Here is a 26,978-nt window from a genome sequence, read left to right on the forward strand (position 1 = left end):
GGGCGCCTTTCCGATAGTTATCCTGACCCGTTCAGTCGATCATGGGCAGTAATTTGTCCAGGCTTGCCTTTGCGTCGCCGTAGAACATGCGGGTGTTTTCTTTGAAGAACAGCGGGTTTTCGATGCCCGAGTACCCGGTGCCTTGGCCGCGTTTGGACACGAAGACCTGCTTGGCCTTCCAGCATTCCAGAACCGGCATGCCGGCGATGGGGCTGTTGGGGTCTTCCTGCGCCGCAGGGTTCACGATGTCGTTCGAGCCGATGACGATGGCCACATCCGTTTCGGGGAAGTCATCGTTGATCTCGTCCATTTCCAGCACGATGTCGTATGGCACCTTCGCCTCGGCCAGCAGCACGTTCATGTGGCCCGGCAAACGGCCCGCGACCGGGTGGATCGCAAAGCGCACATTCTTGCCCTGTGCCCGCAGCTTGCGGACCAGTTCGGACACCGATTGCTGTGCCTGCGCCACCGCCATGCCGTAGCCGGGGATGATGACAACGCTGTCAGCGTCGTTCAGGGCCGCAGCCACACCGTCGGCTTCGATGGCGATCTGCTCGCCCTCAACCGCCATCTGCTCACCCTGTGGGCCACCAAAGCCGCCCAGGATCACGCTGACAAAGTGACGGTTCATCGCCTTGCACATGATGTAAGACAGGATCGCACCCGACGAGCCCACAAGCGCACCAACCACGATCAGCAGGTCGTTACCGAGGCTGAAGCCGATCGCCGCAGCCGCCCAGCCCGAGTAGCTGTTCAGCATCGACACAACCACCGGCATGTCGGCACCGCCGATACCCATGATCAGGTGATAGCCGATGAACAGCGCCGCCAGCGTCATCAGGAACAGCGGGAAGAAGCCGCCCGATGCGGTGTACCAAATCAGACAGATCAACGAGAGACCCGCCGCTGCCGCGTTCAGCGCATGACCGCCCGGCAGCTTGGTTGCCGTAGACGTCACCTTGCCCGCCAGCTTGCCATAAGCCACGACCGACCCGGTAAAGGTGATCGCACCGATGAAGACGCCCAGGAACAGTTCGACATGCAGGATCGACAATTCCGCCGGGGTTTTCTTGGCGATCAGTTTGGCAAACCCTCCGAGGCCCGTGTACAGAACTTCTTTCGAGGCATCTGAGACCGCCATCACCTCGGCGACATTCAAAACTTCAAAATGCGCGTTGTATCCGACGAACACAGCTGCCAGACCGACCAGCGAGTGCATCGCGGCCACCAGCTGCGGCATCTCGGTCATCTGCACGCGCTGTGCGACGTACTGACCGATCAGACCACCGCCCGCGATCAGCAGCAGCGACAGCAGCCACAGACCCGAACCGGGACCAACCAGCGTGGCAAAAACCGCCAGCGCCATACCGACGATGCCATACCAGACCGCGCGCTTGGCGCTTTCCTGGTTCGACAGGCCGCCGAGCGAAAGGATGAACAGAACAGCCGCAACAACGTAGGCGGCAGTAGTGAAGCCAAATTCCATGTGCCCGGCCTCCTTAAGATTTCTGGAACATGGCGAGCATGCGCCGGGTTACGAGGAAGCCGCCGAAGATGTTGATCCCGGCCATGAAGATAGACAGCGCCGCCAGCAGAATGACCAGGATCGACCCCGATCCGATCTGCATCACAGCCCCGACGATGATGATCGACGAGATCGCGTTGGTGATCGCCATCAGCGGTGTGTGCAGGCTGTGCGCGACGCCCCAGATCACCTGGAAGCCCACAAAAATGGCCAGCACAAAGACGATGAAATGCTGCATGAAGCTGGCCGGAGCGATCAGCCCCACCAACAGCATCAGCGCGCCACCAACACCCAGCAGGGTGAACTGCTGTTTGGTCTGCGCCTTGAAGGCCGCAACCTCCTGTGCCTTTTTCTCTTCCGGGGTCAGTTCCTTGACTTCCGGTTTCTTCTGCGCCGCGATCGCCTGCACCTTGGGTGGCGGCGGCGGGAAGGTGATGTCCCCTTCAAATGTCACAGTCGCACCGCGGATCACGTCATCTTCCATGTCGTGATTGATCTGGCCGTCCTTTTCAGGCGTCAGGTCAGTCATCATGTGACGGATGTTGGTCGCGTACAAAGACGAGGATTGCGCCGCCATCCGGCTGGGGAAGTCGGTATAGCCGATGATGGTGACGCCATTGTCGGTCACGATCTTCTCATCCGCCACGGTCAGCTTGCAGTTGCCGCCCTTTTCCGCCGCAAGGTCAACAATGACCGAGCCCGGCTTCATCGCCTCGACCATATCCATGGTCCAAAGCTCGGGCGCTTCGCGGTTCGGGATCAACGCGGTGGTGATCACGATGTCTATCTCGGGCGCCAATTCACGGAACTTGGCAAGCTGCGCCTCGCGGAATTCATCCGACTGAACGCTGGCGTAACCACCGGTTGCTGCACCGTCCTGCTGGTCTTCTTCGAAGTCCAGATAGACGAACTCGGCGCCCATGGATTCAACCTGCTCGGCCACTTCGGGGCGTACGTCGAACGCATAGGTGATCGCACCCAGCGAGGTCGACGTCCCGATCGCGGCCAGACCGGCCACACCGGCACCAACGATCAGCACCTTCGCAGGCGGAACCTTACCGGCAGCCGTCACCTGACCGGTGAAAAAACGGCCAAAGTTGTTGCCCGCCTCGATCACCGCGCGGTAACCGGCGATATTGGCCATCGACGACAGCGCGTCCATCTTCTGCGCGCGGCTGATCCGCGGCACCATTTCCATGGCGATGACATTGGCACCCTTGGCCTTGGCCGCCTCCATCCCCTCTTCGTTGCCCGCAGGGTTGAAGAAGGAAATCAACGTCTTACCCTTGGTCAGACGCTTCAGCTCAGCCTCGTTCGGTTGACGCACCTTGGCAACAATGTCGGCCTGCTTCCACAGCGACGCAGCCGTCTTGACGACCTCAACCCCAGCTGCCTCATACGACGCATCCGAAAATCCAGCCGCAGCACCAGCACCCTTCTCAATCAGACATTCATAGCCCAACTTCTGAAGCTGCAACGCTGACTCTGGCGTCATCGCAACACGGTTTTCACCGTCATAAGTCTCTCTCGGTGTGCCTATCTTCACTGGCAGTCCCCCTAATTTTCACTCTGACCGAGCGGGTGGTCGGTATTGTTTGTTAAGCAAAGGTGTATCCTGCGCAACATTATTTCGCAAGCGCAGCATTATTACGTTGTGTCATTACCACATCACCTCATATCCATCGGCGGGTTTGGCGTTCATATCGGGCAAAGTCGGCGCGAAAAGTTCTGCGCATTCTGTCCTCTTCTGGCACGATGAAACGACGTTCCAGAAGCCATACAAATATTGGAATCAGAACCAATGACGATATGGCATCAAACCGCAGGATCAGGCCGGCTAAGATCAGCACATCGCCAACGTATATGGGGTTTCGGCTACGCTTGAAGATCCCCGATTGCACCAGCGATGTAGGCGTTTCATGCGGGATAATCGTGGTGCGATGACGGCGAAACTCGGCCGCAGCCAGGACGATCAGAATAACTCCGCCCCCGATCAGAACACCGCTGAGCAAATCAACAAACCCATTGTCGAGCGACAAACCCATTGGGAAATGCCGCGCCTGCAGCCATGCCAGCACCGCAAAGCCCAGCAACCACACCGGAGGGACGTCGATTTTTCGCATGTCTGGCAGTCTTTCTTATCCGGGCGAAACAAAGTGTCGCTTTTGCCCGATGACCTACCGCTTTTTGCCGGAAATAGCAAAATCACAGTTGGTCGCAGCCGCGCAATCGACGCGGGTCCGGACATGGCTGCAGAGAGGGTCTTCGATGATGGACAGCCGCTTTTGGATCAGATAGCCATTTTGCATCAACAATTGCACACACAATGATGAGAAAACGATGACCGACTTTGCCGCGACAAAAGCCATGTTCAACCTTCCCCAAGGCGTCGTTTATCTGGACGGAAACTCGCTTGGACCGCTGCCCCGCGCCGCCGGAGATCGGGTCAGTGGCATGATGGTTCAGGAATGGGGGCAGATGCTGATCACCGGCTGGAACAAGGCAGGCTGGATGGCGATGCCGACCGGTTTGGGTGATCGCATCGGACGGCTGATTGGCGCAGAACCCGGTAGTATCGTCACCGGTGACACCCTGTCGATCAAGGTTTACCAGGCCGTTGCTTCAGCGCTGGAATTGTGCCCGGACCGCAAGGTCGTGCTTTCGGACAACGGTAACTTTCCTTCCGACCTCTACATGGTGGATGGCCTGCTTCGCTCACTCGGGCCGGAATATGAACTGCGCGTCGTCGCACCGGAAGACGTAGCTGACAATGTGACCAAGGATGTAGCCGTTTTGATGCTGACCGAGGTGGATTACCGCTCGGGCCGGATCCACGACATGAAAGCTTTGACAGAACTTGCCCATGCAAACGGTACAGTGACAGTCTGGGACCTAGCCCATTCAGCTGGCGCGATTCCCGTCAATTTGGCGGCATGCAATGCAGATTTCGCGGTTGGTTGCACCTACAAATACCTGAACGGCGGGCCGGGTGCGCCCGCATTCATCTATGTCGCCCCGCGCCTGACGGGACAGGTGCGCCCCGCTTTGTCCGGGTGGTTGGGCCACGAGTCGCCTTTTGCCTTTGATCTGGACTATCGCGCCGGCAACGGGATCGAAAGAATGCGTGTCGGTACGCCTCCGATTCTTCAGATGGTCGCCCTATCCGCAGCGATGGACATATGGGATATGGCTGACATGCAGGACGTACGGACCAAATCCATTGAATTGACCGAGTTGTTCATCAAACGTGTCGAAGCCGCCTGCCCCGATTTGCAACTGGCAAGCCCGCGTGATCCTGCCCAGCGCGGTAGTCAGGTGTCTTTCCGATTTGCCGACGGCTATGCCGTCATGCAGGCCCTGATTGCCCACGGTGTGATCGGAGACTTCCGCGCGCCTGACATCATGCGGTTTGGCTTCACGCCGCTGTACATTGATGAGCAGGATGTTGAAAATGCAGTCGGAATCTTGGCGGACATCATGCAGAACCGACTGTGGGACACCCCAGAATTCAAGGTGCGCCAGCGGGTTACCTGACTTCTAGCCCTGCCCCTACCAGAGCGGCAAACTGGGCAACACGGGTTTCATATTCTTCCGCGCCAATAGCGCTTGCCTTCAGCCCTTTCAGAGTGGCCGTTATCGTTTTGGCCGTCTCGTCTGCCTCCACCTGCAATCTGACTCGCCCGGCCTGATCTTCGCGCTTCAGCCACTCGGCATATAGGCGCGCAAGCTTAGCCTCGCCTTGCGATATGATTTCTGACGACATGGATTTGGTCGTATCCAACATTTCAAACCCATGTGGGGACGCTAGGATGGTGGCCATCCCTTCGGTTTGAGCTTGAACCGCGCCCTTGAAAATGTCCGAAACTGAGCCCGGTTTGGTCAGCGCCGCAGCCACTGCAACGCTTTTCGCGGCATAGTAGAGTTCGGTCAGCTTAGTGACGATCGCCTCTTTATTTTTAAAATGCAGATACACTGCCGGACGGGACATCCCTGCGCCCTGCGCTATGTCATCCATCGAGGTCTTGCGGAATCCATAAGTCGCAAAGGCCCGAAACGCCGAGTCCAGGATCGCCTGTTGCCGTGAATCTTCAGTTACATCTGCCATCCCCGAACTCGTGACACTTTTTGTTCATTTTGTCAATTGACATACTGACACTTTTCACCAATTATGTCAGAGACCAGCCACAGTTACGAGAGGTGCGCCATGGCGACCGCCCTTAAGATCAATGGAACGCAACATCAGGTTGACCTGCCCGATGACGTCCCCCTGCTTTGGGTTCTACGGGATGAGGTCGGCTTGACTGGCACCAAATTCGGCTGCGGCGTGGCCGCTTGCGGGGCGTGCACCGTGCACATTGACGGCGAGGCTGTGCGTTCGTGCCAAGTGGCCCTGTCCGATGTCTGGGGCGATGTGACCACGATTGAAGGCATTGGCACCCCGGACGCGATGGCCGCGATTCAGCAGGCCTGGGTCGATCATCAGGTGGCGCAATGCGGCTACTGCCAGTCGGGCCAGATCATGCAGGCCGCAGCGCTGCTGGCCGAGAACCCTGCGCCTTCGGATACCGATATCGACGATGCCATGCAGGGCAATTTGTGCCGCTGTGGCACCTACCCCCGCATCCGCGCTGCAATTCACGACGCGGCATCCAAGCTGAAAGAGGCATAAACGATGGCATCTGTTGGAAAAATCCTCCGTCGTACGTTCCTGATCGGCTCGGCCGCGATTGTCGGCGGCGTGGCATTCGGCGCCTATTACGTCAGCCGTCCGGCCGCCAATCCGCTCAAACCTGCTAAGGGCGAAACCGCGCTCAGCCCCTTTGTTCTGATTGATCAGCAAGGCGTCACCCTGTTCGCCCCGCGTGCTGAGATGGGACAAGGTGTAATGACCACGTGGGCGGCGCTGATCGCAGAAGAACTGGATGTGGAACTGGACCAGATTCGCGTTCTGCACGGCCCTGCAGCGGCGGCCTACTACAACTCTGCCCTGATTGGGGAAGGCTTGCCGAACAAGGGTTATGACATCTCGGGCTTCCAGCACAATCTGGGGGAAGCGCTGGGTGTGTTAGGTCGAACGCTGGGCCTGCAAGTTACCGGTGGCTCGACCTCGATGAAGGACGGGTTCGAGCGTATGCGCGAGGCGGGTGCGACCGCGCGCGAAACGCTGAAACAGGCCGCTGCCGACCGTCTGGGCGTGGATCGTGCGCAACTGAAAACCGAGAATGGTGCTGTAATCGCGCCGGATGGGACGCGCATTCCGTATACTGAGCTTGCCGAGGCTGCCGGTCAGATTGAACCGCCCGAAGTCGAACTGCGCGACCCGTCCAACTGGCGCTTGCTGGGGCAGAACTTGCCGCGTGTGGATGTGGTCGGCAAATCCACCGGAACGGCTGAGTTCGGGATCGATGTGCGCCCCGAGGGTCTGAAATTCGCCTCGGTCCGGATCAATCCCAAGCTGGGCGGCGAGATGAAAGGCTTTGATGCCAGCGCGGCCGAACAGATGCCGGGCGTTGAAAAAGTGGTTGATCTGGGCAACGGCGTGGCTGTGATTGCCACCAACACATGGCTGGCCATTCAGGCCGTCGAGGCGATTGACGTAGATTGGGGCGACGCCCCCTACCCGCCGGAAACCGACGCCATTTTCACCGAAATTGCCAATGCATTCGACGCGTCCCCCAATTCGACCATGCGCGATGACGGGGATGTTGACACTCTGCCCGACGGCGCCACCGAAATCACGGCCGAATATACGGTGCCCTATCTAGCCCATTCCACGATGGAGCCGATGAACGCCACAGCGTTGTTCACGGGATCGGCGCTGGAATTGTGGTGCGGCAATCAGGCCCCGACGCTTGTCCAGATGCGCGCGGCCAACACGGCCAACCTGGATAAAGACGCCGTTCAAATCCACACCACCTATCTAGGTGGGGGATTTGGCCGCCGGGGTGAGCTGGACTTTGGCGAGATCGCCACAAAGGTCGCGATGGCCATGCCCGGCGTTCCTGTCCAGACCACCTGGAGCCGTGAAGAGGACATGCGTCACGACTACTATCGCCCCGGTGCGATGGCCCGTATGCGCGGTGCTGTCAAAGACGGTCAAGCCGTTCTGATTGACGGCAAGGTCGCAGCGCAATCCTGCACGCAACAAGCGGTTCAGCGCTATACTGGCCTGCCGGCTGGCGGCCCTGACAAAGTGCTGGTCGAAGGGTTTTTCAACCAACCCTACGCGGTGCCCAACTATCGCATGAGCGGGCACATCGCCGATCTGGATATTCCCGTCGGCTTCTGGCGTTCAGTCGGGAACAGCCACAATGGCTTCTTCCATGAGACCTTCATGGACGAGATGGCGCATGCCGCAGGTCGTGACCCGCTGGAGTTCCGTTTGGAATTGGCCAAGGCCGAGCACGCTCCATCGGCAGGCTGCCTACAAGCCGTGAAAGAGATGTCCGGCTGGACCGGAGAAACTCCTGACGGTGTCGGGCGCGGTGTGGCGATGACCTATAGTTTTGGCACGCCGGTCGCTCAGGTGATCGAGGTCGTCGATGAGGACGGCACTATCCGTATCGCCAAGGCATGGATCGCATGTGACGTCGGTCTGGCCTTGGACCCCGGCACAGTCGAGGCACAGATGTTCGGCGGCATGATTTATGGCCTGTCGGCGGCCGTGATGGGTGAGATCACATTCTCGGACGGTGAGGTCGAACAGTACAACTTCCCCGACTACGACGCTCTGCGGATGCACAATGCTCCGGTGACACAGGTGAAAATTCTGGAAACGAACCACCACATGGGTGGCGTTGGCGAACCGGGGACACCCCCGTCCATGCCGGCCCTTGGCAATGCCCTTTTTGACCTGACGGGTGAGCGCGCCCGCACCCTGCCTTTGATCAATCAGTTCAATCTGCTGGTTTGATCGTGCTGCGCCGGTCCGATCCCTCTCTCTCGGATCGGCGCAGGACTTACGCGGATTGTTGGACCAATGCCCTATCCGAACCGGTTGCCCATGCATGTACAGCAGCACCGAACGCCTTGAATAAAGGGCGGGACACGGGATCATTTTCAGCATCCCATTCCGGGTGCCATTGCACTGACAACGTGAATCCGGGCGCGTCCTGAATGTATATCGCCTCGGGCGTTCCATCGGGGGCTTGACCATCAATCACAACCCGACGCCCAACCGATTTGATCCCCTGTCCGTGCAACGTGTTCGTCATCACTTCGGTCGCGCCCATCAGGCGGTGGAATACACCGCCCTCGTTTAGCGCAACGACATGACGCAGGGCAAATTTCTCTTCCAGAGTCCCATCGGGCGGCATGCGGTGGTTCATCCGACCCGGCAGTTCGCGGATTTCCGGGTACAGTGTCCCGCCCATCGCCACGTTGACTTCTTGGAACCCTCGGCAGATGCCAAAGAAGGGCTGGCCACGCTCCACACAGGCGCGCACCAGCGGCAATGTGATCGCGTCGCGCGCCCGGTCAAATTCACCATGGGCCTCAGTTGCGGGCTCGCCGTATTCTTCAGGGTGAACGTTCGGGCGCCCGCCGGTCAGCAGAAATCCGTCACAGACCTCTAGCAGCTCATCAACCGAGACATAGCGCGGATCGGCTGGGATCAGCAGCGGCAGACAGTCCGACACATTGGCAACCGCGTCCGAGTTCATCGTGCCACCGGCATGGGTCGGATATTGATCATTCATCAAATACGAGTTGCCGATGATACCGACGACGGGTCGAGACATGCTGCGTTCCTGCGTTTTCTGTTTGCTTTCCAAAAACTATCGACCGCAAGAACAGCGCGCAATAGCACAGGCCCTGCGTGTCAGCGCAAGCTCTTGTTCAACTGTGCACATGATGGAATATGAACGCGCTTTGTCTGGTACCTTGGCCATTGGCCGTTTTTATGGCTTTGCACGAACACCGCATTGGGTCAGAGAGCCCAAATGGCTCTCCGACAGTCATCAGGTTCAGATCTCGCCAATCAGGCCGGCAGTTTCGATCCCGGCCAATGCCGCTGCGGCATCATTGTCAGACGTATCGCCGGTCACGCCGACGGCACCGATCACCGCGCCCTTTTTGTCGCGCAGCAACACACCACCCGGAACCGGCACGACCTGCCCGCCATAGACGCCATTCACAGCTGCCATGAAATAGGCCTGCGCTTCGGCCCGCTGCATCTGCGCGGTACCAGCCATGCCCAGCATCACTGCGCCATAGGCCTTGCCATGCGCAATCGCGAACCGACCCGGGGCCGCGTCGTCTTCGCGTTCGAAAGCAATCACGTGACCGCCTGCATCAAGAACGACGACGGAAAGGGGTTTCAGCTCCATTTCGTGCCCCTTCTCAAGGGTCTTTCGGATGATGGTGCGGGCTTTGCGGAGGGAAACTCCCATGTCGTGTCCTATCGTTCCTGATGGTTTAAAGGCTGGCTTTTAGTTCCAGACGGCGGGCATGCAGGACCGGCTCGGTATAGCCCGAGGGTTGCACACGCCCCTTGAAGACCAGATCACAGGCCGCTTGGAAAGCAATTCCGTCGAAACCGGGTGCCAACGGGCGATAGTCTGCGTCATTTTCGTTCTGGCGATCCACCACAGCGGCCATTTTTTGCATCGCAGCCATGACCTGCCCTTCCGAGACAATATCATGGTGCAACCAGTTGGCCAGCGCCTGAGATGAAATCCGGCAGGTCGCGCGATCCTCCATCAGACCGACATCGTTGATATCCGGCACCTTCGAACAGCCAACACCCTGATCAACCCAACGCACCACGTATCCAAGAATGCCCTGCGCGTTGTTCTCGATCTCGCGGGCGATCTCGTCTTCGCTGAGGTTTCGACCGCCCAGCAGCGGAATGGTCAGCAAATCCCCCAGCGTCCCCCGTGCGCCACCGGCAGCCAGTTCATCTTGGCGGGCCAGTACGTCGATCTTGTGATAGTGCGTCGCGTGCAGTGTCGCGGCCGTCGGCGACGGCACCCAGGCACAGGTCGCGCCGGATTTCGGGTGGCCGATCTTCTGCTCCAGCATGTCGCCCATCCGGTCGGGCATAGCCCACATGCCTTTGCCGATCTGCGCCTTGCCCTTCAGGCCACAGGCCAGACCGATATCTACGTTGCGATCTTCATAAGACGCAATCCAGGGCGTGTTCTTGATGTCGCCCTTGGGCAGCATTGGCCCGGCTTCGATCGAGGTGTGAATCTCATCCCCGGTCCGATCAAGAAAACCTGTGTTAATAAAGGCTACCCGCGATTTCGCAGCGCGGATGCATTCCTTGAGGTTGACCGACGTGCGGCGTTCTTCATCCATGATGCCCAGCTTCACAGTGTTGCGCGAAAGGCCAAGGATGTCTTCGACCATGTCAAAAATCTCAACCGAGAACGCGACTTCTTTCGGGCCGTGCATTTTGGGTTTCACCACATAGACCGAGCCTTGGACCGAATTTCCGCCGTCACGCTTGAGATCGTGCATGGAGATCAGCGTCGTGCAGAGCGCATCCATCAACCCTTCGCCGATCTCATTGCCCTGTTCATCCAACACAGCAGGGTTTGTCATCAAATGCCCGACGTTGCGGATCAGCATCAGCGAACGACCCTTCAAGCTGCCTGTCTCACCGGATGCCGTTGTAAAGCTCAGGTCTTTGGCAAGTTTGCGGGTGAAAGTCGTGTTGCCCTTGTTCACCTCTTCGGTCAGGTCACCCTTCATCAACCCAAGCCAGTTGCCATATGCCACCACCTTGTCAGCGGCATCGACGCAAGCGACCGAATCCTCGCAATCCATGATGGTCGACAAGGCCGATTCCAGACGCATATCGGCAATACGCGCCGGATCAGTGGCCCCTATAGCGCTGTGTCCGTCGATCCTGATCTGAATGTGCAGCCCGTTGTTGCAGAGCAGTACCGCATCCGGTTTGCCCGGATCTCCGTCGTAACCTACAAATTGTTTAGGATTGGCCAGAGTTGGCATCAGCGCGCCGTCCTGTACGCTCAGATCTGAGACATCAGCCCATGACCCGAAAGCCAGCGGCACTGCGTCATCCAAGAACCCTTTGGCCCATGCAATCACCCGCGCGCCCCGCGCTGCGTCGTAGCCGCCAGCCGCGGGCAGATCACCCATCGCATCCGTTCCGTAAAGCGCATCATAAAGGCTGCCCCAACGTGCATTGGCTGCGTTCAGTGCAAATCGCGCATTGGTAATCGGAACAACAAGCTGCGGTCCGGGGATCGAGGCGATCTCGGGGTCGACATTGGCGGTTTCAATCTGGAAATCCGCACCTTCCTCAACCAGATAGCCGATCTCGTGCAGGAAAGCCTGATAGGCCTCGGCATCGTGGTCCTGGCCTTGGCGCTCAAGATGCCATGCATCGACCTTACCCTGAATGTCCTGCCGCTTGGCCAGAAAGGCGCGGTTCTTGGGGCCAAGCTCGGCGACCATGCGCGCCAGACCATCCCAGAAGGCATTTGCTGTGACACCGGTTCCCGGCAGGGCTTGGCCTTCGATGAACTCGGCCAGAACCGTATCCACCTGCAATCCGCTGCGCGCCTGTCTGCTGCTCATTTTGTTTCTCCCGGGAATGTGCACGACTGTATGCCGTCAGCATTTAGGACGAAAGTTTCCGATAGGCAACGTGCGCCGCAGCGTCGCGGTCAAAAAGACTTACCAAAATCAATTTTCGGGACATTCCGACGCGCGGATCGCACCGCTTGCAGCCAACCGCCACAGCCCATACGTTCGCGCAAACACAAAATCACGCGAGGCCCCTGATGCGCGACGCTGCCCCAACGACGATCTATCTGAAAGACTACACACCCTTTGGTTATCTGGTGGACAGCGTGCACCTGACGTTCGACCTCGCCGCCCACGCAACCCGCGTCACCTCTCGCATTGCATTTCGCCCGAACCCGGAGGCCAGCGACAAGACGTTCTTCCTGCACGGCGAAGACCTCAAGCTGATCCGCGCATCCATCGACGGCGCGGATATCACCCCCGAGATTACCGACAAGGGCATGACCGTTGTTACCCCCGACGCGCCGTTTATCTGGGAGGCCGAGGTTGAGATCGATCCCGGCAATAACACGGCGCTCGAAGGCCTATATATGTCGAACGGCATGTACTGCACTCAGTGCGAGGCCGAAGGTTTCCGCAAGATCACCTTCTACCCTGACCGCCCTGATGTGATGTCCACCTTCACTGTGCGCATCAATGGTGATCTGCCTGTTTTGCTGTCCAACGGCAACCCTTCGGGCAAAGGCGAAGGTTGGGCAGAATGGACCGACCCGTGGCCCAAACCCGCTTACCTGTTCGCGCTGGTCGCGGGCGAGTTGATCGCCCATCCCGGCCAGTTCACCACCATGTCGGGTCGCGATGTGGAGCTGAACCTCTGGGTCCGTCCCGGCGATGAAGGTAAATGCGATTTCGGTATGGAAGCCCTGAGGAAGTCCATGAAATGGGACGAAGACGTCTATGGTCGGGAATACGATCTGGACGTTTTCAACATCGTTGCCGTGGACGATTTCAACATGGGCGCGATGGAGAACAAGGGGTTGAATATCTTCAACTCATCCGCTGTTCTGGCCAGCCCCGAAACCTCGACCGATGCCAATTTTGAACGGATCGAAGCGATCATCGCGCATGAGTATTTCCACAATTGGACCGGCAACCGGATCACCTGCCGCGACTGGTTCCAACTGTGCCTGAAAGAAGGGCTGACCGTTTTCCGGGATGCGCAGTTTACCTCGGACATTCGCTCGGCCCCGGTAAAGCGGATTGAGGACGCCATCGACCTGCGCGCGCGGCAATTCCCCGAAGATAACGGGCCCTTGTCGCATCCAGTCCGGCCTGAGAGTTTTCAGGAAATCAACAACTTCTACACCGCGACCGTCTACGAAAAAGGTGCCGAGATCATCGGTATGCTGAAACGTCTGGTTGGTGATGAGGCCTACTCAAAGGCCTTGGATCTGTATTTCCTCCGCCATGACGGACAGGCCTGCACCATTGAAGACTGGATCAAGGTGTTTGAGGACACCACCGACCGCGATCTGAGCCAGTTCAAGCGCTGGTACAGCCAATCTGGCACGCCGCGCGTGACAGTGAGCGAAGATTGGAATGACGGCACATATACGCTGACATTGGCGCAGCACACCGAAGAAACACCTGGGCAGTCCGAAAAGCTGCCGCAAGTGATCCCTGTCGCGGTGGGTTTGCTTGGACAAAATGGTGTCGAAGTACGCGCGACCGAAGTTCTGGAACTGACTGAGGCGGAACAAAGCTTCCAATTCACTGGGCTGGCGGCAAAACCTGTGGCCTCGATCCTGCGAGATTTCTCGGCCCCTGTGATCCTTGAGCACGATCACACTGACGCCGAACGCGCCTTCCTTCTGGCCCACGACACTGATCCTTTCAATCGGTGGCAGGCGGGACGGTCATTGGCGCAGGACACGCTGTTGCGCATGATCCTCGAAGACGCAACGCCGGGTGCGGATTACTTGGACGGGGTGCTGGCCGTTCTGCGCGACGGCGAATTGGACCCGGCGTATCGCGCCCTGATGCTGGGTCTGCCTTCCCAATCCGAACTGGCCGCTGCGTTGTTCGACCGGGGTGAAACACCTGACCCGATGGCGATCTGGACAGCGGTAGAAACACTGCGGCAGGCAACAGCCCAGCACGTTCAGGATCTTCTACCGCGTTTGCACAGCGAAACCTTGATTGAGGCGCCATACAGTCCCGACGCAGACCAAGCCGGCAAACGTTCGCTGGGCAATGCCGCACTGGCCCTAACATCCCGGCTTGATGGTGCGGCAATGGCGGCCGAGCAATACGCGGCGGCTGGCAACATGACGCAGCAGCTAAGCGCGCTGTCCTGCCTGCTGCGCGCAAGCAAAGGCGAGGCCGAGCTTTCTGCATTCTACGAACAATGGCAGCACGACCGCTTGGTGATGGACAAATGGTTTGCCCTTCAGGTCGGGATGGCCTCGCCGGCGGCCACGGCAGACATCGCCCGCACCCTGACCGAGCACGCCGATTTCAACTGGAAAAACCCCAATCGTTTCCGGGCGGTGATGGGTGCGCTGGCGATGAACCACGCCGGTTTCCACCGCGCAGATGGTGCGGGTTATGCGTTGCTGGCCGACTGGCTGATCAAACTGGACCCTGTCAACCCGCAGACCACGGCGCGGATGTGTTCGGCCTTCCAGACCTGGAAACGCTATGACGCGGACCGTCAGGACCTGATCCGCGCACAGCTGACCCGCACCGCAGAAACGCCCGACCTGTCGCGCGACACGACCGAAATGGTTTCGCGCATTCTAAACGCATGACAGAATTCAAGTTTACACGTCAGAACCGGGCACCGCGCACTGTCGGTGTCCTGATCTGCGTTTATGCGGCCTTGCTGGCACTTGTGATCCTGTTCGACGCGGCATGGTGGCTGATGGCGCTGTTGGCGTTGCCTACGTTACCGGCCATTTGGGATATTGCGCAGAACACCAGCGCAGGGCTGGTTCTTGATCAAAACAAACTGCGCTGGTTTACCGGCACCCGTGAGGCCGAAATTGATCGTTCGGACATTGATTATGTTCGCTTTGACACGCGTTGGGATTTCTCGGTGCGCGTTTCTCTGATTTTGAGATCCGGCAAGCGGATTCGGCTGCCTGATGAGTCGTCTCCGCACCACAGGGACTTCGAACAGGTCCTGCAACAGGCTGGTTTTCGAATTGAACGTCATCACTTCGTCACATTTTGAAACAATAGGTTCATTTTTGAAAGATTAGAGGCAAATGCTAACCGGTCCCCTTCAAAGACCTTGAATTTGACACCGATTACGGCAAAGCTCTTACCCTCAAGTTTCTGGTTTGTTTGTTTCGAGTGCCGCCATGTTCTGGTTTTTTAGGGACCGTTCGTCCCGTTCCCGATCTTCTATTGCTCATCCCGCTGCATCCGGCGCGTATTTCGCTGACCCGGCTGTTTCGCCCGTGTTACCGGACCAAGGGCAACTGAACATCCCATTGGCTGATGTTCAGGCCCAGGATGAGATTGGGCGCAGCTCGATAGAAAAAGGCCGTTTCCTCGCCAGGCAGGATCGCTGGGCAGAATTGTCCGACCTGATGCACAAAGCAGACGACGCACGGGAAACTGCACCCGACGGCATGCCTGTCGCGGAATTGCTGGCGTTTGGGGCGCGGGCCGATGTGGTTCTGGCGGCAGAACATGCGCTGTCCGATGCCAAAGCGCTATCAGAGTTTGACGTCCTGAGCGGCATTTCCGAATTGGAAGACGAGATGCGCGCGCATTCGTGTGACCCGATGATCGCCTTGGTTGTCGCTTTGGCCCACATTGATATGGCATGGGCATGGCGCGGTACGACGAACGAAGCAACCCTGCCCTCGCTGCACCAATCCCGCTGCGCCGCCCATTTCGATCGGGCAGCTGCAATCCTTCCCAATTGTCGCGAGGCCGCAGCGGACAGCCCCATTGTCGCCTCGGCTGGCTGCGCAATTTTGGCAGGTCAGCGTAGAGCCAACACACGGGTGGCGGATGAATACGAGCGGTTGATTAAGCTCGACCCGTTGAATCATCGGCACATGCGCGCGATGGGGACCCACCTGCTGCCGCGCTGGTTCGGAAGCTATGGCGAGCTCGAGGTCCAGGCGCTGCGTATGGCGGCTCAGACCCGGGACATCTGGGGGGCCGGAGGCTATACTTGGGTTCAGTTCGACGCAATTGCCCTGGACGAAGAGGCCTGCGCGCGTCTGGATGTCGATTTCTTCCTGGAAGGCATGCACGATATTCTCCGTCGGCGTCCTGACCAGCAAACCGTCAACATGTTGTCTGCCTACTGCGCCATCACGATCCAGAACGGTGCTGGCCAGTGCGACAAGGCTGATCTGGTGCGCAGCCAGATACACCAGGCTGCAAACTGGCTGATCCGCGATCACCTGACAGAACTGCACCCGTTGATTTGGGCCCATGCAGCAAATGGGTTCAACAACAGTGTTCGGATCAATTCACCCGAACGGTTCGCGGCCCGCGGGCAGCGCGATGCCCTGCGTGCAATTGGCGATCTGTTCCGCGATGAGCTGCGCAGCGGATTGGATGTGACGTTTACTCCGACGGGTTTGCGCCTGTCCGGGCACTGATTCCCCCTTGCCCCTAGGCCGTGCCGGGCCTAATACGCAGGCTTAGACTTCTGCGGAAATGAGGCGCGCCATGCTCGACCTGACATACGAAATGCCCAAACCCAAAACCATTGCCGGGGCCAAGCACGATTGGGAACTGGTCATCGGGATGGAGGTGCATGCGCAGGTCTCGTCCAATGCCAAGCTGTTCTCGGGAGCATCGACTCAATTCGGGGCCGAGCCAAATTCGAACGTGGCATTCGTGGACGCGGCGATGCCGGGAATGCTGCCGGTGATCAACGAATACTGCGTTGAACAGGCGGTACGAACCGGTCTGGGCCTGAAGGCGGATATCAACCTGGTATCGGCCTTTGACCGCAAGAATTATTTTTATCCGGACCTGCCGCAGGGTTACCAGATTTCTCAGCTGTACCAGCCCATCGTGGGCGAAGGTGAAGTGCTGGTGGAAATGGGCGACGGCACCGCGCGCATGGTGCGAATTGAACGCATCCACATGGAACAGGACGCAGGCAAATCGATCCATGACATGGACCCGCATATGTCCTTTGTCGACCTGAACCGGACCGGTGTTTGCCTGATGGAGATCGTCAGCCGCCCCGATATTCGCGGCCCCGAAGAAGCAGCAGCCTACATCGCCAAGATGCGCCAGATTCTTCGTTATCTGGGTACCTGCGATGGCAACATGCAAAACGGCAACTTGCGGGCGGACGTCAATGTTTCGATCTGCTTGCCCGGTGCCTATGAAAAGTATCAGGAAACGCAGGACTTCTCGCATCTGGGTACGCGTTGCGAGATCAAGAACATGAACTCGATGCGCTTTATCCAGCAAGCGATCGAGGTCGAGGCCCGGCGTCAGATTGCCATCGTCGAAGGTGGCGGTACTGTCGATCAGGAAACCCGCCTGTATGATCCGGACAAGGGTGAGACACGCTCGATGCGGTCAAAGGAAGAAGCGCATGATTACCGCTATTTCCCCGACCCTGACCTGCTGCCCCTGGAGATTGAACAGGCGTGGGTTGATGACATCGCAGCCAGGCTTCCAGAACTACCGGATGCTAAAAAGGCGCGTTTTATTGGCACCTTCGGTCTGACGGATTACGATGCGTCGGTTCTGACGGCCGAAGTAGAGTCGGCTGCCTATTTCGAAGAGGTCGCCAAAGGCCGCAACGGCAAACTGGCCGCAAACTGGGTCATCAACGAGCTATTCGGTCGCCTGAAGAAAGAAGACCACGACATCACCGCCTCACCGGTCTCGCCTGCGCAGCTGGGTGGGATCATCGACCTGATCGCCTCAGACGCCATTTCTGGCAAGATCGCTAAGGATCTGTTCGAGATTGTCTACACCGAAGGCGGCGACCCGGCGCAGATCGTTGAAGAACGCGGCATGAAACAAGTTACCGACACCGGTGCCATCGAAACTGCGCTGGACGAAATCATCGCGGCCAACCCATCGCAGGTCGAAAAAGCCAAGGTGAACCCGAAACTGGCAGGCTGGTTTGTTGGTCAGGTCATGAAAGCAACCGGCGGCAAAGCGAATCCCAAGGCCGTCAATGAGTTGGTCAGCAAAAAGCTGAGCTCGTAAGCCTTTCGGTCCAAGAAACTGCTACGGCAGGGTCCGTGCGTCTGGCGCGGACCTTTCCGGTCCCGGGCGCGGGACGCAACAGACAAAACAGAATTTGCCCAACGGGCGATGATGACTGTTCGAAACTCGACAACATGTTAGATTGCCAGGGATCGGCAACCAGGAAAGTCTGATGCAGCGCTACGAATACAAAGTTGTCCCCGCCCCACAAAAAGGCACCAAGGCCAAGGGCGTCAAAACTGCCGAAGGGCGGTTTGCAGTGTCGATCGAACAGATCCTGAATCAGATGGGGCAGGATGGCTGGGATTACCAACGTGCGGAACTTTTGCCCAGCGAGGAACGCGCGGGCCTGACCAGTTCCACCGTGAACTGGCGCAATGTTCTGGTGTTTCGGCGAGAGGTTGCAGTTGAGTTTTCTTCAGAGCGCGAGCCGGTTGAGGACAGCGATGATGCACCCGTGGCTCAGCCGGTGCCCGGACCAGAAGAAGTGCAGGCCCCTGCACCGATTTCAGAAGAGGTCAAAGACCCGCCATTGACCCTGAAGCCCACGGATCTGTCCGAAAAGGACAAAGAGCAGACCTAAGCGGTCTGCTCCGCGTTTTCACAGCATGCAGCTGAATTACTCGGCAGCGCTTGCCGCTTGGCTAAGATCCTGCGCCAGCATCAGCGCATTGCCGTCCGGGTCGTAGAAAGTTGCGGTGCTGACCATGCCCTCGATCGTTTCAGTCGCCCCATCGAACCTGACGCCCGAGGATTCGAGCGCCTGACGCGCCGTCGCAATATCGGACACCCCGAACACCGGCACCGTATTGCCTGGCGCAGGCTCGGCCTGCTCACCCAGGCCCAAGGTCACACCGTCGGTTTTGGTCTTCATCTCACTCCAACCGGCTTCGTCAATATGGTGGATCAGCTCGAACCCCAGCTTGGCCTGATACCATTCGGCACTGACATGCCTGTCTTGCACGGACATGGCGAGCGTGATCGTGTTTTCCAGTGAAACGAGTGGCATTGAACTATCCTTTTGGCGAAAATTAAAGTAACTATACTTTATGGACATAACGATTCTTGTCAAGCTTACGTCCCGCGCCTGGTCCCTAAACATCCTGGCGTTAATGCATGAAGGCATGCCGGGACGACAGGCACCGCTACAGGCTGCGACAAGCGCCGGCAGAACGGCATTTGCCCAGAGCCTTGACCACCTGATTCAATTGGGTTTTCTGGAACGGAATCCTGGCCACGGTCATCCGTTGCGTCCCGAGTTTCGATTGACCCAAACGGGTGAATCTGCGGCCGAAATCGCCAGCCGAATCGTGAATGCCGTGCCAGATGACGCTGATTTCGCGTTACTCAGACGCAGTTGGACGGCGCCTATTCTGGCGCTGACCGACAGGCCCCGACGGTTCTCGACCCTCAAATCCGGTCTGATCACGATTTCCGACCGCGCACTTTCGACGTCGCTTCATCGCCTGGAAGAGCAAGAGTGGATACAGCGAGACATTGATGCAACGCACCGGCTGCCTTTTCCCACCTATCGCGCGGTGAATCAGGGAATCGCGGTTAACAGGGCCATTTCTCTGGTCGCCTAGGCACCGGCCAAAGGGCCTGTTCAGGTATCAATATCCAGCGCCAGCGCATGAATGCGGGGCACGATGTCTCCCAGTGCCTTATGTACGGCCCGGTGGCGGGCGACGCGGGATTGACCCTGAAAAGCGCTGGCACGAATGCGGACGTTGAAATGGCTTTCGCCGCCCTCTTGAAACCCGGCGTGTCCTCGGTGGCTTTCGCTGTCATCCACGACTTCCAGCTCACGCGGTTCAAAGGCTGCCATCAGGCAGGTTCGGATCTCGTCGGTAACAGTCATTTTTTTGCTCACGGGCGAAAATTTTACCGCCCCCCCTCTTCTACTTTCGGCTGCTTAGACTAAACTGCTGCCTCCGAGTCGAAAAGATGCGTTCTTAAGGATGAGCACATGGTGAAGTCAGACCCCTTCGGATTTGATATGTCCGTATCCACTTCGAAGAAAAAGAACCCGCGCGGGCGTCGCGGAATGTCGGGCGCGTCTGAAACCTCGACGCGTATCTGCGATCACGAAGGTTGCGAAGAACCGGGCAAGTTCCGTGCACCCAAGGCCCCTGACGTTCTGGACGACTTTTTCTGGTTCTGCCAGCAGCACGTTCGCGAATACAACAACAAATGGAACTTCTTTGACGGCACCACCGAGGCCGAGCTAAACGCCCAGCGCTCCAAGGACAAAGTGTGGGAGCGCGAAACAAAGCCAATGGGCGATCCCGAAGCGCGCGCATGGGCGCGTCTGGGCATCGAAGACCCGCATCAGGTACTTGGCGCAAACAGCACCCAAAACAAAGGGCGCACGTCAGGTGGTGGCGGTCGTCGCCTGCCCCCCACTGAACGCCGCGCGATCGAAATTCTGGAAGCCAATGACAGCTGGACCAAGGCCGAGGTGCGCAAAGCGTACAAAAAGCTGATCAAGGTTCTGCACCCCGACATGAACGGCGGCGATCGTTCCCAGGAAGAACAGCTGCAAGAGGTTGTCTGGGCGTGGGATCAGATCAAGGACAGCCGGAATTTCAGATAGTCGATCTATTGTTTGATCATTTCCCGTAAAAGCTCGGCTTCGGGGCGCTTCAAGCAACGCACACGCGTTTGTTTCCAGGCGGATCCACGGCTGAACCGTTCTGGAAAGAGCACACGAAGTTCTTCTACATCTCCGCGACCGAAAGACAACAGCGCCATATCACCCAGAAACAAGCTTTCCGTCGGCAAACCGTGCGACATCAAAACTGCGTGGCGGTTGCAGGCAATATGGAAGTATGTCACCGCCTCATTGGACCACACCTGTCGAATAGTGTTGTCGTTCACAAGATGTATTGCTGCTGCAAAAACCCTCGGCTCACCGAACAACAATTCGGCGCGCCACCCTTCTAAAACAATTCTGTGTTGCGGTGACAAGTACAAATCGCGGTCAGGCAAAGCATCTCCGATCGCTCCTTTTTTGATACAAACGGGACGCAATCGCGGGTTTTGCTGCAACGCTTCCGCGCTAAGGGTCTTCTTGCCAATCCACAGAATGGATAGCAACTCACCGCTGGAAACACGAACTTTGTCCCCAACCGACAGTTCTTCGACAGGGCGAGGGCCTTTTTCGGTTTCTATCAAGGTGCCCTTTACAAAACACGGCACTGTTCCCGCAGGAAGGTCGACTGTCACATTCAGGATGGCATTGTTACCGGCTCCTGGCTGCCCGTTCGTCGCCCCTATTCGAACCGAGAGTTGCGTATTCGGAGGGATGTCTGCCCCCTCAGTAAGCTCAACGGTCAAAACTCCGCTAGGTGAAATTGAAACAGTGTAGTCGGAAGGGTCCAATCCGCCATCGCCAGTTACGGTCACGCTCCACGTCACAGCTTTGGTCGTGGTATACTGCTCCATAACCGAGGTCGACCCACTGGGGATCGAGATAGAAGTCGGACCTGAGATTACTAACGACATTTGTACCTACACTCATAAAATAACAAAATCGGGAACCGCTTTTGCATAATCATATATGCATATTTAACTCATCACATCTTACTATTGCAATATTAATGCTTCACGGGACTGCGTGGCGGCGTTCTGGGCCCAAAATTCGGGCTGTCCAAGATTTGAAAGATTAGCTCGAGACATTGGACGCAACATCGATAAGGCCAGTTTCAAAGAAACATCCGCCTAAGTACCTAGCAGCACGGCTTTCCCTTGCCCTTGCCCGCAATATGTTGCACCACACACGAGTTCAAACCCGGCAACGCGGGGCAAAGGATAAGGACAAGGCGAATGGCTGACGGATCGATCGACGTAAACGCAAAACCCACCGAAGAAATTTCGGTCCGTGACGTGTTCGGTATTGAAACCGACATGGCGATCAAGGGCTTTGCTGACCGCAGTGACCGCGTACCCGCGATCGACCCGACCTACAAGTTTGACCCCGAAACTACACTAGCCATTCTGGCAGGCTTTTCGCACAATCGGCGTGTGATGATCCAAGGCTATCACGGCACAGGCAAATCGACCCATATTGAACAGGTCGCGGCCCGCCTGAACTGGCCCGCCGTCCGTGTGAACCTCGACAGCCACATCAGCCGGATCGACTTGATCGGTAAGGACGCGATCAAGCTCCGTGATGGCAAACAGGTGACCGAGTTCCACGAAGGCATCCTGCCCTGGGCGCTGCGCAACCCCGTTGCCATCGTTTTCGACGAATACGACGCAGGTCGTGCGGACGTGATGTTCGTGATCCAGCGTGTTCTGGAACATGACGGTAAACTGACCTTGCTGGACCAGAACGAGATTATCACGCCGAACCCGAACTTCCGCCTGTTTGCCACCGCGAACACCGTCGGTCTGGGCGACACTACCGGCCTCTACCACGGCACGCAGCAGATCAACCAGGCACAGATGGACCGCTGGTCGCTGGTCTCGACGCTGAACTACCTAAGCCATGACGCTGAGACGATGATCGTTCTGTCCAAGGCGCCGCATTACAACACCGAAAAGGGCCGCAAGACCGTCAGCCAGATGGTCACCGTCGCCGACCTGACCCGGACTGCCTTCATGAACGGCGACCTGTCGACTGTCATGTCGCCCCGGACCGTGATCAACTGGGCCCAAAACGCCGAGATCTTCCGCGACGTCGGCTACGCCTTCCGCCTGTCCTTCTTGAACAAGTGTGATGAGCTGGAACGCCAGACCGTGGCCGAGTTCTATCAGCGTTGCTTCGACGAGGAACTGCCGGAAAGCGCGGCGAGTGTGAGCTTGGGGTGATAATCTTCTTTGTCATAGCATCTATCTGGGTTGTTCTTGATTCAGCTTGGCTTTTTGACAAAGTAGATTGGAAAAAGACGGCGCCTTCAGAAATGACGGCGCCGCAGCATGTCCACCTGACACGGCTGCGCTGGGAATGCTTAGTGCTTTTCTCGGCAGCAATGATCTGGAGTACGTTCATTGTCTAAACCAAACGACAACCCCGCCGATCCGTTCAAGAAGGCCTTGGCCGAAGCCACCAAGGTGATGGCCGATGATCCCGAATTATCAGTGAGCTATACTGTCGACCCCTCGGGTCTGTCGGGCGAGTCGATGCGTTTGCCGCAGGTTTCTCGGCGCATGACTCGCGAAGAGGTTTTGCTGGCGCGCGGTACGGCGGATGCTTTGGCGTTGCAGCGCCGGTACCATGACGATGCGACCCATAATCGCTATGCGCCTCCGGGTGATATGGCGCGGGATCTTTATGAGGCCATGGAAGTTGCCCGGTGTGAGGCGATGGGCGCGCGGGATATGCCCGGCACGGCCTCTAACATCGATGTTAAAATTGGGCACGAGGCGCTGCGCCGTGGGTACGACCAGTGCAAGCAGCCTGCTGATGCCCCCTTGTCGGTGGCCGCGGGTTATCTGATCCGTCACTTGGCAACCGGACGGGACCTGCCGCCTGCGGCCGAGAACATCATGAACCTGTGGCGCGGCTTCATCGAAGAGCAAGCCGGCGGGACGCTGGAAAACCTGCAGGAAATCCTGTCGGATCAGGCCGAGTTTGCCAAATTTGCCCGTCAGATGATCAAGGATCTGGGGTATGGTGACCAGCTGGGCGAAGATCCGGACGAGCTGGACGAAGATCAGGAAGATCAGGCCGAGGACGACGCCGAAGAACAGCCCGACCCCGATAGCACTGGTCAGGATGATCAGGACGAGCAGGACGCCGACGCGACCCCCGAGCAAACGCAGGAAGAGCAGCAGGACCAATCTCAGGCCCAGGTCTCGATGGATGAGATGGCCGAGGATGAGATGGGCGATGAGGCCGAGATGCCCGAGGGTGAGGCCCCGATGGAGCCGCCTACCCTGCCGCCTGCATCCGAGGCCGATCCGGATTACAAGGTCTACCTTGGCACTTATGACGAGGAGATCGCAGCCGAGGATCTGGCCGAGCCTGCCGAATTGGAGAGGCTGCGCGCCTATCTGGATCAGCAGCTTGAGCCGCTGAAAGGTGCCGTCAGCCGTCTGGCGAACAAACTGCAGCGCCGGTTGCAGGCGCAACAGAACCGCTCTTGGGAGTTTGACCGCGAAGAAGGTATTCTGGATGCCGGGCGACTGGCGCGTGTTGTGGCCAACCCGACCACGCCGCTGAGCTTCAAGGTCGAGAAAGACACCGAATTCCGCGATACGGTGGTGACACTGCTGCTGGATAACTCGGGCTCGATGCGCGGTCGTCCGATCTCGATCGCTGCCATCTGTGCCGATGTTCTGGCCCGGACGCTGGAACGTTGCAACGTGAAGGTCGAAATCCTTGGCTTTACTACGCGCGCTTGGAAAGGCGGCCAAGCACGTGAGGCATGGCTGAATGACGGTCGCCCGCAACAGCCGGGGCGTCTGAACGATCTGCGCCACATCATCTATAAAGGTGCGGATGCCCCGTGGCGTCGCGCGCGACCCAATCTGGGGTTGATGATGAAAGAAGGCCTGCTGAAAGAGAACATCGACGGCGAAGCACTGGAATGGGCGCATCGCCGGATGCTTGCGCGACGCGAGCAGCGCAAGATCCTGATGGTGATCTCGGACGGTGCGCCTGTTGATGATTCAACGCTCAGCGTTAACCCAGCAAATTATCTGGAAAAACACCTGCGCGACGTGATCGGGATGGTCGAAAAACGTAAGATGGTCGAGCTTTTGGCCATTGGTATCGGCCACGATGTGACCCGGTACTACGACCGCGCGGTAACAATCACGGATGTCGAACAGCTGGCAGGTGCGATGACTGAACAGCTAGCGGCATTGTTCGACAGCGATCCGCGGGCGCGCGCGCGTGTGATGGGGATGAAAAGGGCCAGCTGACGCTGGCCCTGCCTCCGGCAGGAATATTTTTCGAAAGATGAAGGGGCAGCCCCCCGTTTGCGAGAGGTGTCACATGTTTCAGTCCTTTGCAGTCACTGCGCGTCCGGAACAGGGACCGCCCAGGCTGGCCGCTTTGCGATCACAGATGGCACAGGATGGGCTGGACGGTTTTTTGATCCCACGCGCCGATGCGCATCAGGGCGAGTATGTGGCCCCTCGCGATGAACGTCTGGCATGGCTGACGGGTTTCACCGGGTCGGCCGGTTTCTGTGCAGTGCTGACCGGTATTGCGGGCGTTTTCATCGATGGCCGATATCGCACGCAGGTCAAGGCACAGGTTGCGGCGGATTTCACGCCCGTGCCGTGGCCCGAAACCAGCCTAGGCGCATGGCTTAAAGACCAGCTGCCGAACGGCGGAAAGGTTGGCTTTGATCCCTGGCTGCACGCAGCGGGGCAAATTGCCAGTTTGAAGAAAGAGTTGAACGCGAACGGTATCGATCTTGTGCGATGTGACAATCTGGTGGATCGGGTGTGGCCGGATCAGCCGGACGCCCCGATGAACCCGGTTAAGGCGCATCCGATTGAGTTTGCAGGGGAAACAGCCACAAGCAAAATCGCGCGGCTAGCGGAGGATTTAAAACGGAACGGGTGTGATGCGGCCATCATTACATTGCCGGATTCGATCATGTGGCTGCTTAACATTCGTGGATCAGATATCGGGTATAACCCGGTGGCACATGGGTTTGCCATTCTGCATGCTGATGGTCGGGTTGATCTGTTCATGGCGGCGCAAAAGCTGGCCGGGGTGTTGGATCACCTGGGCGACCAAGTTCAGGTTCACGACCCACAGTTGTTTCTGGAAGCCGCTGCGGGTTTGGACGGCAAGGTTCAAGTCGACTTGGGGACTTTGCCGCAAGCAGTTGCTGACGTTCTCAGCGACAAGATGATGGATGCAGGGGATCCCTGTGCCTTGCCCAAAGCTCGCAAGAATCCGGCCGAAATCGCTGGAAGTGCCGAAGCGCATCTTCGCGACGCGGTCGCCGTTATTGAGACGTTATGCTGGCTGGATGCACAGACCCCGGGCACAATGACGGAAACGCAGGTGGTCACGCAGCTTGAGGAAAACCGCCGCCGGGAAAACGCGCTACAGGATATCTCGTTCGACACGATTGCGGGCACCGGGCCCAACGGCGCGATCATGCATTACCGGGTGACCGAAGAAACCGACAGCCGGCTGGAGTATGGGCACCTGTTGGTTTTGGATAGCGGTGGTCAGTATCTGGATGGCACAACTGACATCACCCGCACCATTGCGATAGGGGAAGTAGGCGATCAGGAAAAAGCCTGCTTTACCCGCGTGCTGAAAGGGATGATCGATATGTCCATGCTGCGCTGGCCCGCCGGGCTGGCCGGACGAGATATCGAATGCATCGCACGCGCCCCCTTGTGGGCAGCGGGCCAGGATTTCAATCATGGGGTCGGCCATGGCGTCGGTGCGTATCTGAGCGTCCATGAAGGGCCGCAGCGCTTGTCAAAGGTCAGCCACGTACCGCTCGAGCCAGGTATGATCCTGTCCAACGAGCCCGGATATTATCGCGAAGGCGCGTTCGGCATTCGGATCGAGAACCTTGTTGTGGTGCAGGATGCCCCGACGCTGCCCACCGCTGACACCGAGCGTGCGATGCTGAACTGGCGGACACTTACATACGTACCGATTGACCGGCGGCTGGTAGTAGTTGATATGCTAACGGTAGATGAGCGCGCGTGGCTGAATTCATATCACCGCGACGTTGCGGAAAAAGTCCGCCCAAGGCTGGGCGACGACGCTCAACTGTGGTTGGATGCCGCAACTGCGCCGATCTGACACTGAGCT

General features: G+C 58.1%; 23 protein-coding genes. 13 read left to right on the forward strand and 10 right to left on the reverse strand.

What is annotated here, in order from left to right; all coding sequences use genetic code 11:
- Positions 1-31 precede the first annotated feature (31 nt).
- From AC2FLJ_RS04540 to AC2FLJ_RS04550, 3 genes are all read right to left on the reverse strand, one after another.
- Complete coding sequence (locus tag AC2FLJ_RS04540) at positions 32-1,486, reverse strand: NAD(P)(+) transhydrogenase (Re/Si-specific) subunit beta (RefSeq protein ID WP_109313492.1); 1,455 nt, start codon at positions 1,484-1,486, stop codon at positions 32-34.
- Between the two features lie 13 nt (positions 1,487-1,499).
- A complete protein-coding gene (locus AC2FLJ_RS04545) occupies positions 1,500-3,071 on the reverse strand; it encodes a Re/Si-specific NAD(P)(+) transhydrogenase subunit alpha (RefSeq protein ID WP_496695862.1) in 1,572 nt (523 codons plus the stop codon).
- A 127-nt stretch (positions 3,072-3,198) separates the two neighbouring features.
- Positions 3,199-3,648, reverse strand: a complete 450-nt coding sequence (locus AC2FLJ_RS04550; protein ID WP_496704582.1) for a methyltransferase family protein — start codon at positions 3,646-3,648, stop codon at positions 3,199-3,201.
- 217 nt (positions 3,649-3,865) lie between these two features.
- Here AC2FLJ_RS04550 and kynU point away from each other — a divergent pair, with 217 nt between their 5' ends.
- Complete coding sequence (gene kynU / locus AC2FLJ_RS04555) at positions 3,866-5,059, forward strand: kynureninase (protein WP_496695864.1); 1,194 nt, start codon at positions 3,866-3,868, stop codon at positions 5,057-5,059.
- Here kynU and AC2FLJ_RS04560 read toward each other — a convergent pair.
- A complete protein-coding gene (locus AC2FLJ_RS04560; RefSeq protein WP_496695866.1) occupies positions 5,052-5,630 on the reverse strand; it encodes a TetR/AcrR family transcriptional regulator in 579 nt (192 codons plus the stop codon). The two genes, kynU and AC2FLJ_RS04560, sit on opposite strands and share 8 nt — an antisense overlap.
- Before the next feature lie 99 nt (positions 5,631-5,729).
- Between AC2FLJ_RS04560 and AC2FLJ_RS04565 the strand changes: the two genes are divergently transcribed.
- Both AC2FLJ_RS04565 and AC2FLJ_RS04570 read left to right on the forward strand, forming a co-directional pair.
- The gene (locus AC2FLJ_RS04565) at positions 5,730-6,194 is read left to right on the forward strand and encodes a (2Fe-2S)-binding protein (RefSeq protein WP_282168808.1); all 465 of its coding nucleotides are present in this window, start codon (positions 5,730-5,732) and stop codon (positions 6,192-6,194) included.
- A gap of 3 nt (positions 6,195-6,197) precedes the next feature.
- Complete coding sequence (locus tag AC2FLJ_RS04570; RefSeq protein WP_496704584.1) at positions 6,198-8,438, forward strand: xanthine dehydrogenase family protein molybdopterin-binding subunit; 2,241 nt, start codon at positions 6,198-6,200, stop codon at positions 8,436-8,438.
- A 46-nt stretch (positions 8,439-8,484) separates the two neighbouring features.
- On the opposite strand, the gene AC2FLJ_RS04575 is transcribed toward AC2FLJ_RS04570, so the two are convergent.
- The 3 genes from AC2FLJ_RS04575 to AC2FLJ_RS04585 form a co-directional block, all read right to left on the reverse strand.
- A complete protein-coding gene (locus AC2FLJ_RS04575; RefSeq protein ID WP_496704586.1) occupies positions 8,485-9,264 on the reverse strand; it encodes a gamma-glutamyl-gamma-aminobutyrate hydrolase family protein in 780 nt (259 codons plus the stop codon).
- Positions 9,265-9,489: 225 nt separating this feature from the next.
- On the reverse strand, positions 9,490-9,915 hold the full coding sequence (locus AC2FLJ_RS04580) for a GlcG/HbpS family heme-binding protein (RefSeq protein WP_282119153.1): 426 nt from the start codon (positions 9,913-9,915) through the stop codon (positions 9,490-9,492).
- Positions 9,916-9,940: 25 nt separating this feature from the next.
- The gene (locus AC2FLJ_RS04585) at positions 9,941-12,073 is read right to left on the reverse strand and encodes a malate synthase G (RefSeq protein ID WP_496704588.1); all 2,133 of its coding nucleotides are present in this window, start codon (positions 12,071-12,073) and stop codon (positions 9,941-9,943) included.
- Between the two features lie 206 nt (positions 12,074-12,279).
- Here AC2FLJ_RS04585 and pepN point away from each other — a divergent pair, with 206 nt between their 5' ends.
- The 5 genes from pepN to AC2FLJ_RS04610 all read left to right on the forward strand — a co-directional run bounded on the left by pepN (position 12,280) and on the right by AC2FLJ_RS04610 (position 18,815).
- Entirely contained in the window at positions 12,280-14,832 is a 2,553-nt protein-coding gene (gene pepN / locus AC2FLJ_RS04590; protein ID WP_496704590.1) for an aminopeptidase N, read from the forward strand.
- A complete protein-coding gene (locus AC2FLJ_RS04595; protein ID WP_058274358.1) occupies positions 14,829-15,257 on the forward strand; it encodes a hypothetical protein in 429 nt (142 codons plus the stop codon). Before pepN ends, AC2FLJ_RS04595 begins: the two co-directional genes overlap by 4 nt.
- A 130-nt stretch (positions 15,258-15,387) precedes the next feature.
- Positions 15,388-16,650: a hypothetical protein gene (locus AC2FLJ_RS04600; protein ID WP_496695880.1), complete on the forward strand. Its 1,263-nt coding sequence runs from the start codon at positions 15,388-15,390 to the stop codon at positions 16,648-16,650.
- A 70-nt stretch (positions 16,651-16,720) separates the two neighbouring features.
- Positions 16,721-18,232, forward strand: coding sequence for an Asp-tRNA(Asn)/Glu-tRNA(Gln) amidotransferase subunit GatB (gatB, locus tag AC2FLJ_RS04605; RefSeq protein WP_109313088.1), 1,512 nt, complete (start codon positions 16,721-16,723; stop codon positions 18,230-18,232).
- A 172-nt stretch (positions 18,233-18,404) separates the two neighbouring features.
- The gene (locus AC2FLJ_RS04610) at positions 18,405-18,815 is read left to right on the forward strand and encodes a DUF4177 domain-containing protein (protein WP_282119147.1); all 411 of its coding nucleotides are present in this window, start codon (positions 18,405-18,407) and stop codon (positions 18,813-18,815) included.
- A gap of 36 nt (positions 18,816-18,851) precedes the next feature.
- Here the strand turns inward: AC2FLJ_RS04610 and AC2FLJ_RS04615 are convergent, their stop codons facing one another.
- Positions 18,852-19,241 carry a VOC family protein gene (locus tag AC2FLJ_RS04615; protein ID WP_058274355.1) on the reverse strand — a complete coding sequence of 130 codons (390 nt, stop codon included), beginning with the start codon at positions 19,239-19,241 and terminating at the stop codon, positions 18,852-18,854.
- Positions 19,242-19,281: 40 nt separating this feature from the next.
- Between AC2FLJ_RS04615 and AC2FLJ_RS04620 the strand changes: the two genes are divergently transcribed.
- Positions 19,282-19,818: a winged helix-turn-helix transcriptional regulator gene (locus AC2FLJ_RS04620; protein WP_496704593.1), complete on the forward strand. Its 537-nt coding sequence runs from the start codon at positions 19,282-19,284 to the stop codon at positions 19,816-19,818.
- Between the two features lie 20 nt (positions 19,819-19,838).
- Here AC2FLJ_RS04620 and AC2FLJ_RS04625 read toward each other — a convergent pair whose 3' ends face one another.
- The gene (locus tag AC2FLJ_RS04625) at positions 19,839-20,093 is read right to left on the reverse strand and encodes a BolA family protein (RefSeq protein ID WP_058279592.1); all 255 of its coding nucleotides are present in this window, start codon (positions 20,091-20,093) and stop codon (positions 19,839-19,841) included.
- Positions 20,094-20,201: 108 nt separating this feature from the next.
- Between AC2FLJ_RS04625 and AC2FLJ_RS04630 the strand changes: the two genes are divergently transcribed.
- Positions 20,202-20,828 (forward strand): J domain-containing protein, encoded by a 627-nt coding sequence (locus AC2FLJ_RS04630; protein WP_058274352.1) that lies wholly within the window; start codon positions 20,202-20,204, stop codon positions 20,826-20,828.
- 5 nt (positions 20,829-20,833) lie between these two features.
- Here AC2FLJ_RS04630 and AC2FLJ_RS04635 read toward each other — a convergent pair whose 3' ends face one another.
- On the reverse strand, positions 20,834-21,739 hold the full coding sequence (locus AC2FLJ_RS04635; RefSeq protein ID WP_108859463.1) for a Hint domain-containing protein: 906 nt from the start codon (positions 21,737-21,739) through the stop codon (positions 20,834-20,836).
- 321 nt (positions 21,740-22,060) lie between these two features.
- Here AC2FLJ_RS04635 and cobS point away from each other — a divergent pair, with 321 nt between their 5' ends.
- The 3 genes from cobS to AC2FLJ_RS04650 all read left to right on the forward strand — a co-directional run bounded on the left by cobS (position 22,061) and on the right by AC2FLJ_RS04650 (position 26,969).
- Positions 22,061-23,047: a cobaltochelatase subunit CobS gene (gene cobS / locus AC2FLJ_RS04640; protein WP_058274350.1), complete on the forward strand. Its 987-nt coding sequence runs from the start codon at positions 22,061-22,063 to the stop codon at positions 23,045-23,047.
- 180 nt (positions 23,048-23,227) lie between these two features.
- Positions 23,228-25,105 carry a cobaltochelatase subunit CobT gene (gene cobT / locus AC2FLJ_RS04645; RefSeq protein WP_496704595.1) on the forward strand — a complete coding sequence of 626 codons (1,878 nt, stop codon included), beginning with the start codon at positions 23,228-23,230 and terminating at the stop codon, positions 25,103-25,105.
- A gap of 73 nt (positions 25,106-25,178) precedes the next feature.
- On the forward strand, positions 25,179-26,969 hold the full coding sequence (locus AC2FLJ_RS04650) for an aminopeptidase P family protein (protein ID WP_496695889.1): 1,791 nt from the start codon (positions 25,179-25,181) through the stop codon (positions 26,967-26,969).
- The last annotated feature ends 9 nt before the right edge of the window (positions 26,970-26,978 follow it).

The sequence above is a fragment of the Ruegeria sp. CDSA034 genome, from assembly GCF_059612275.1.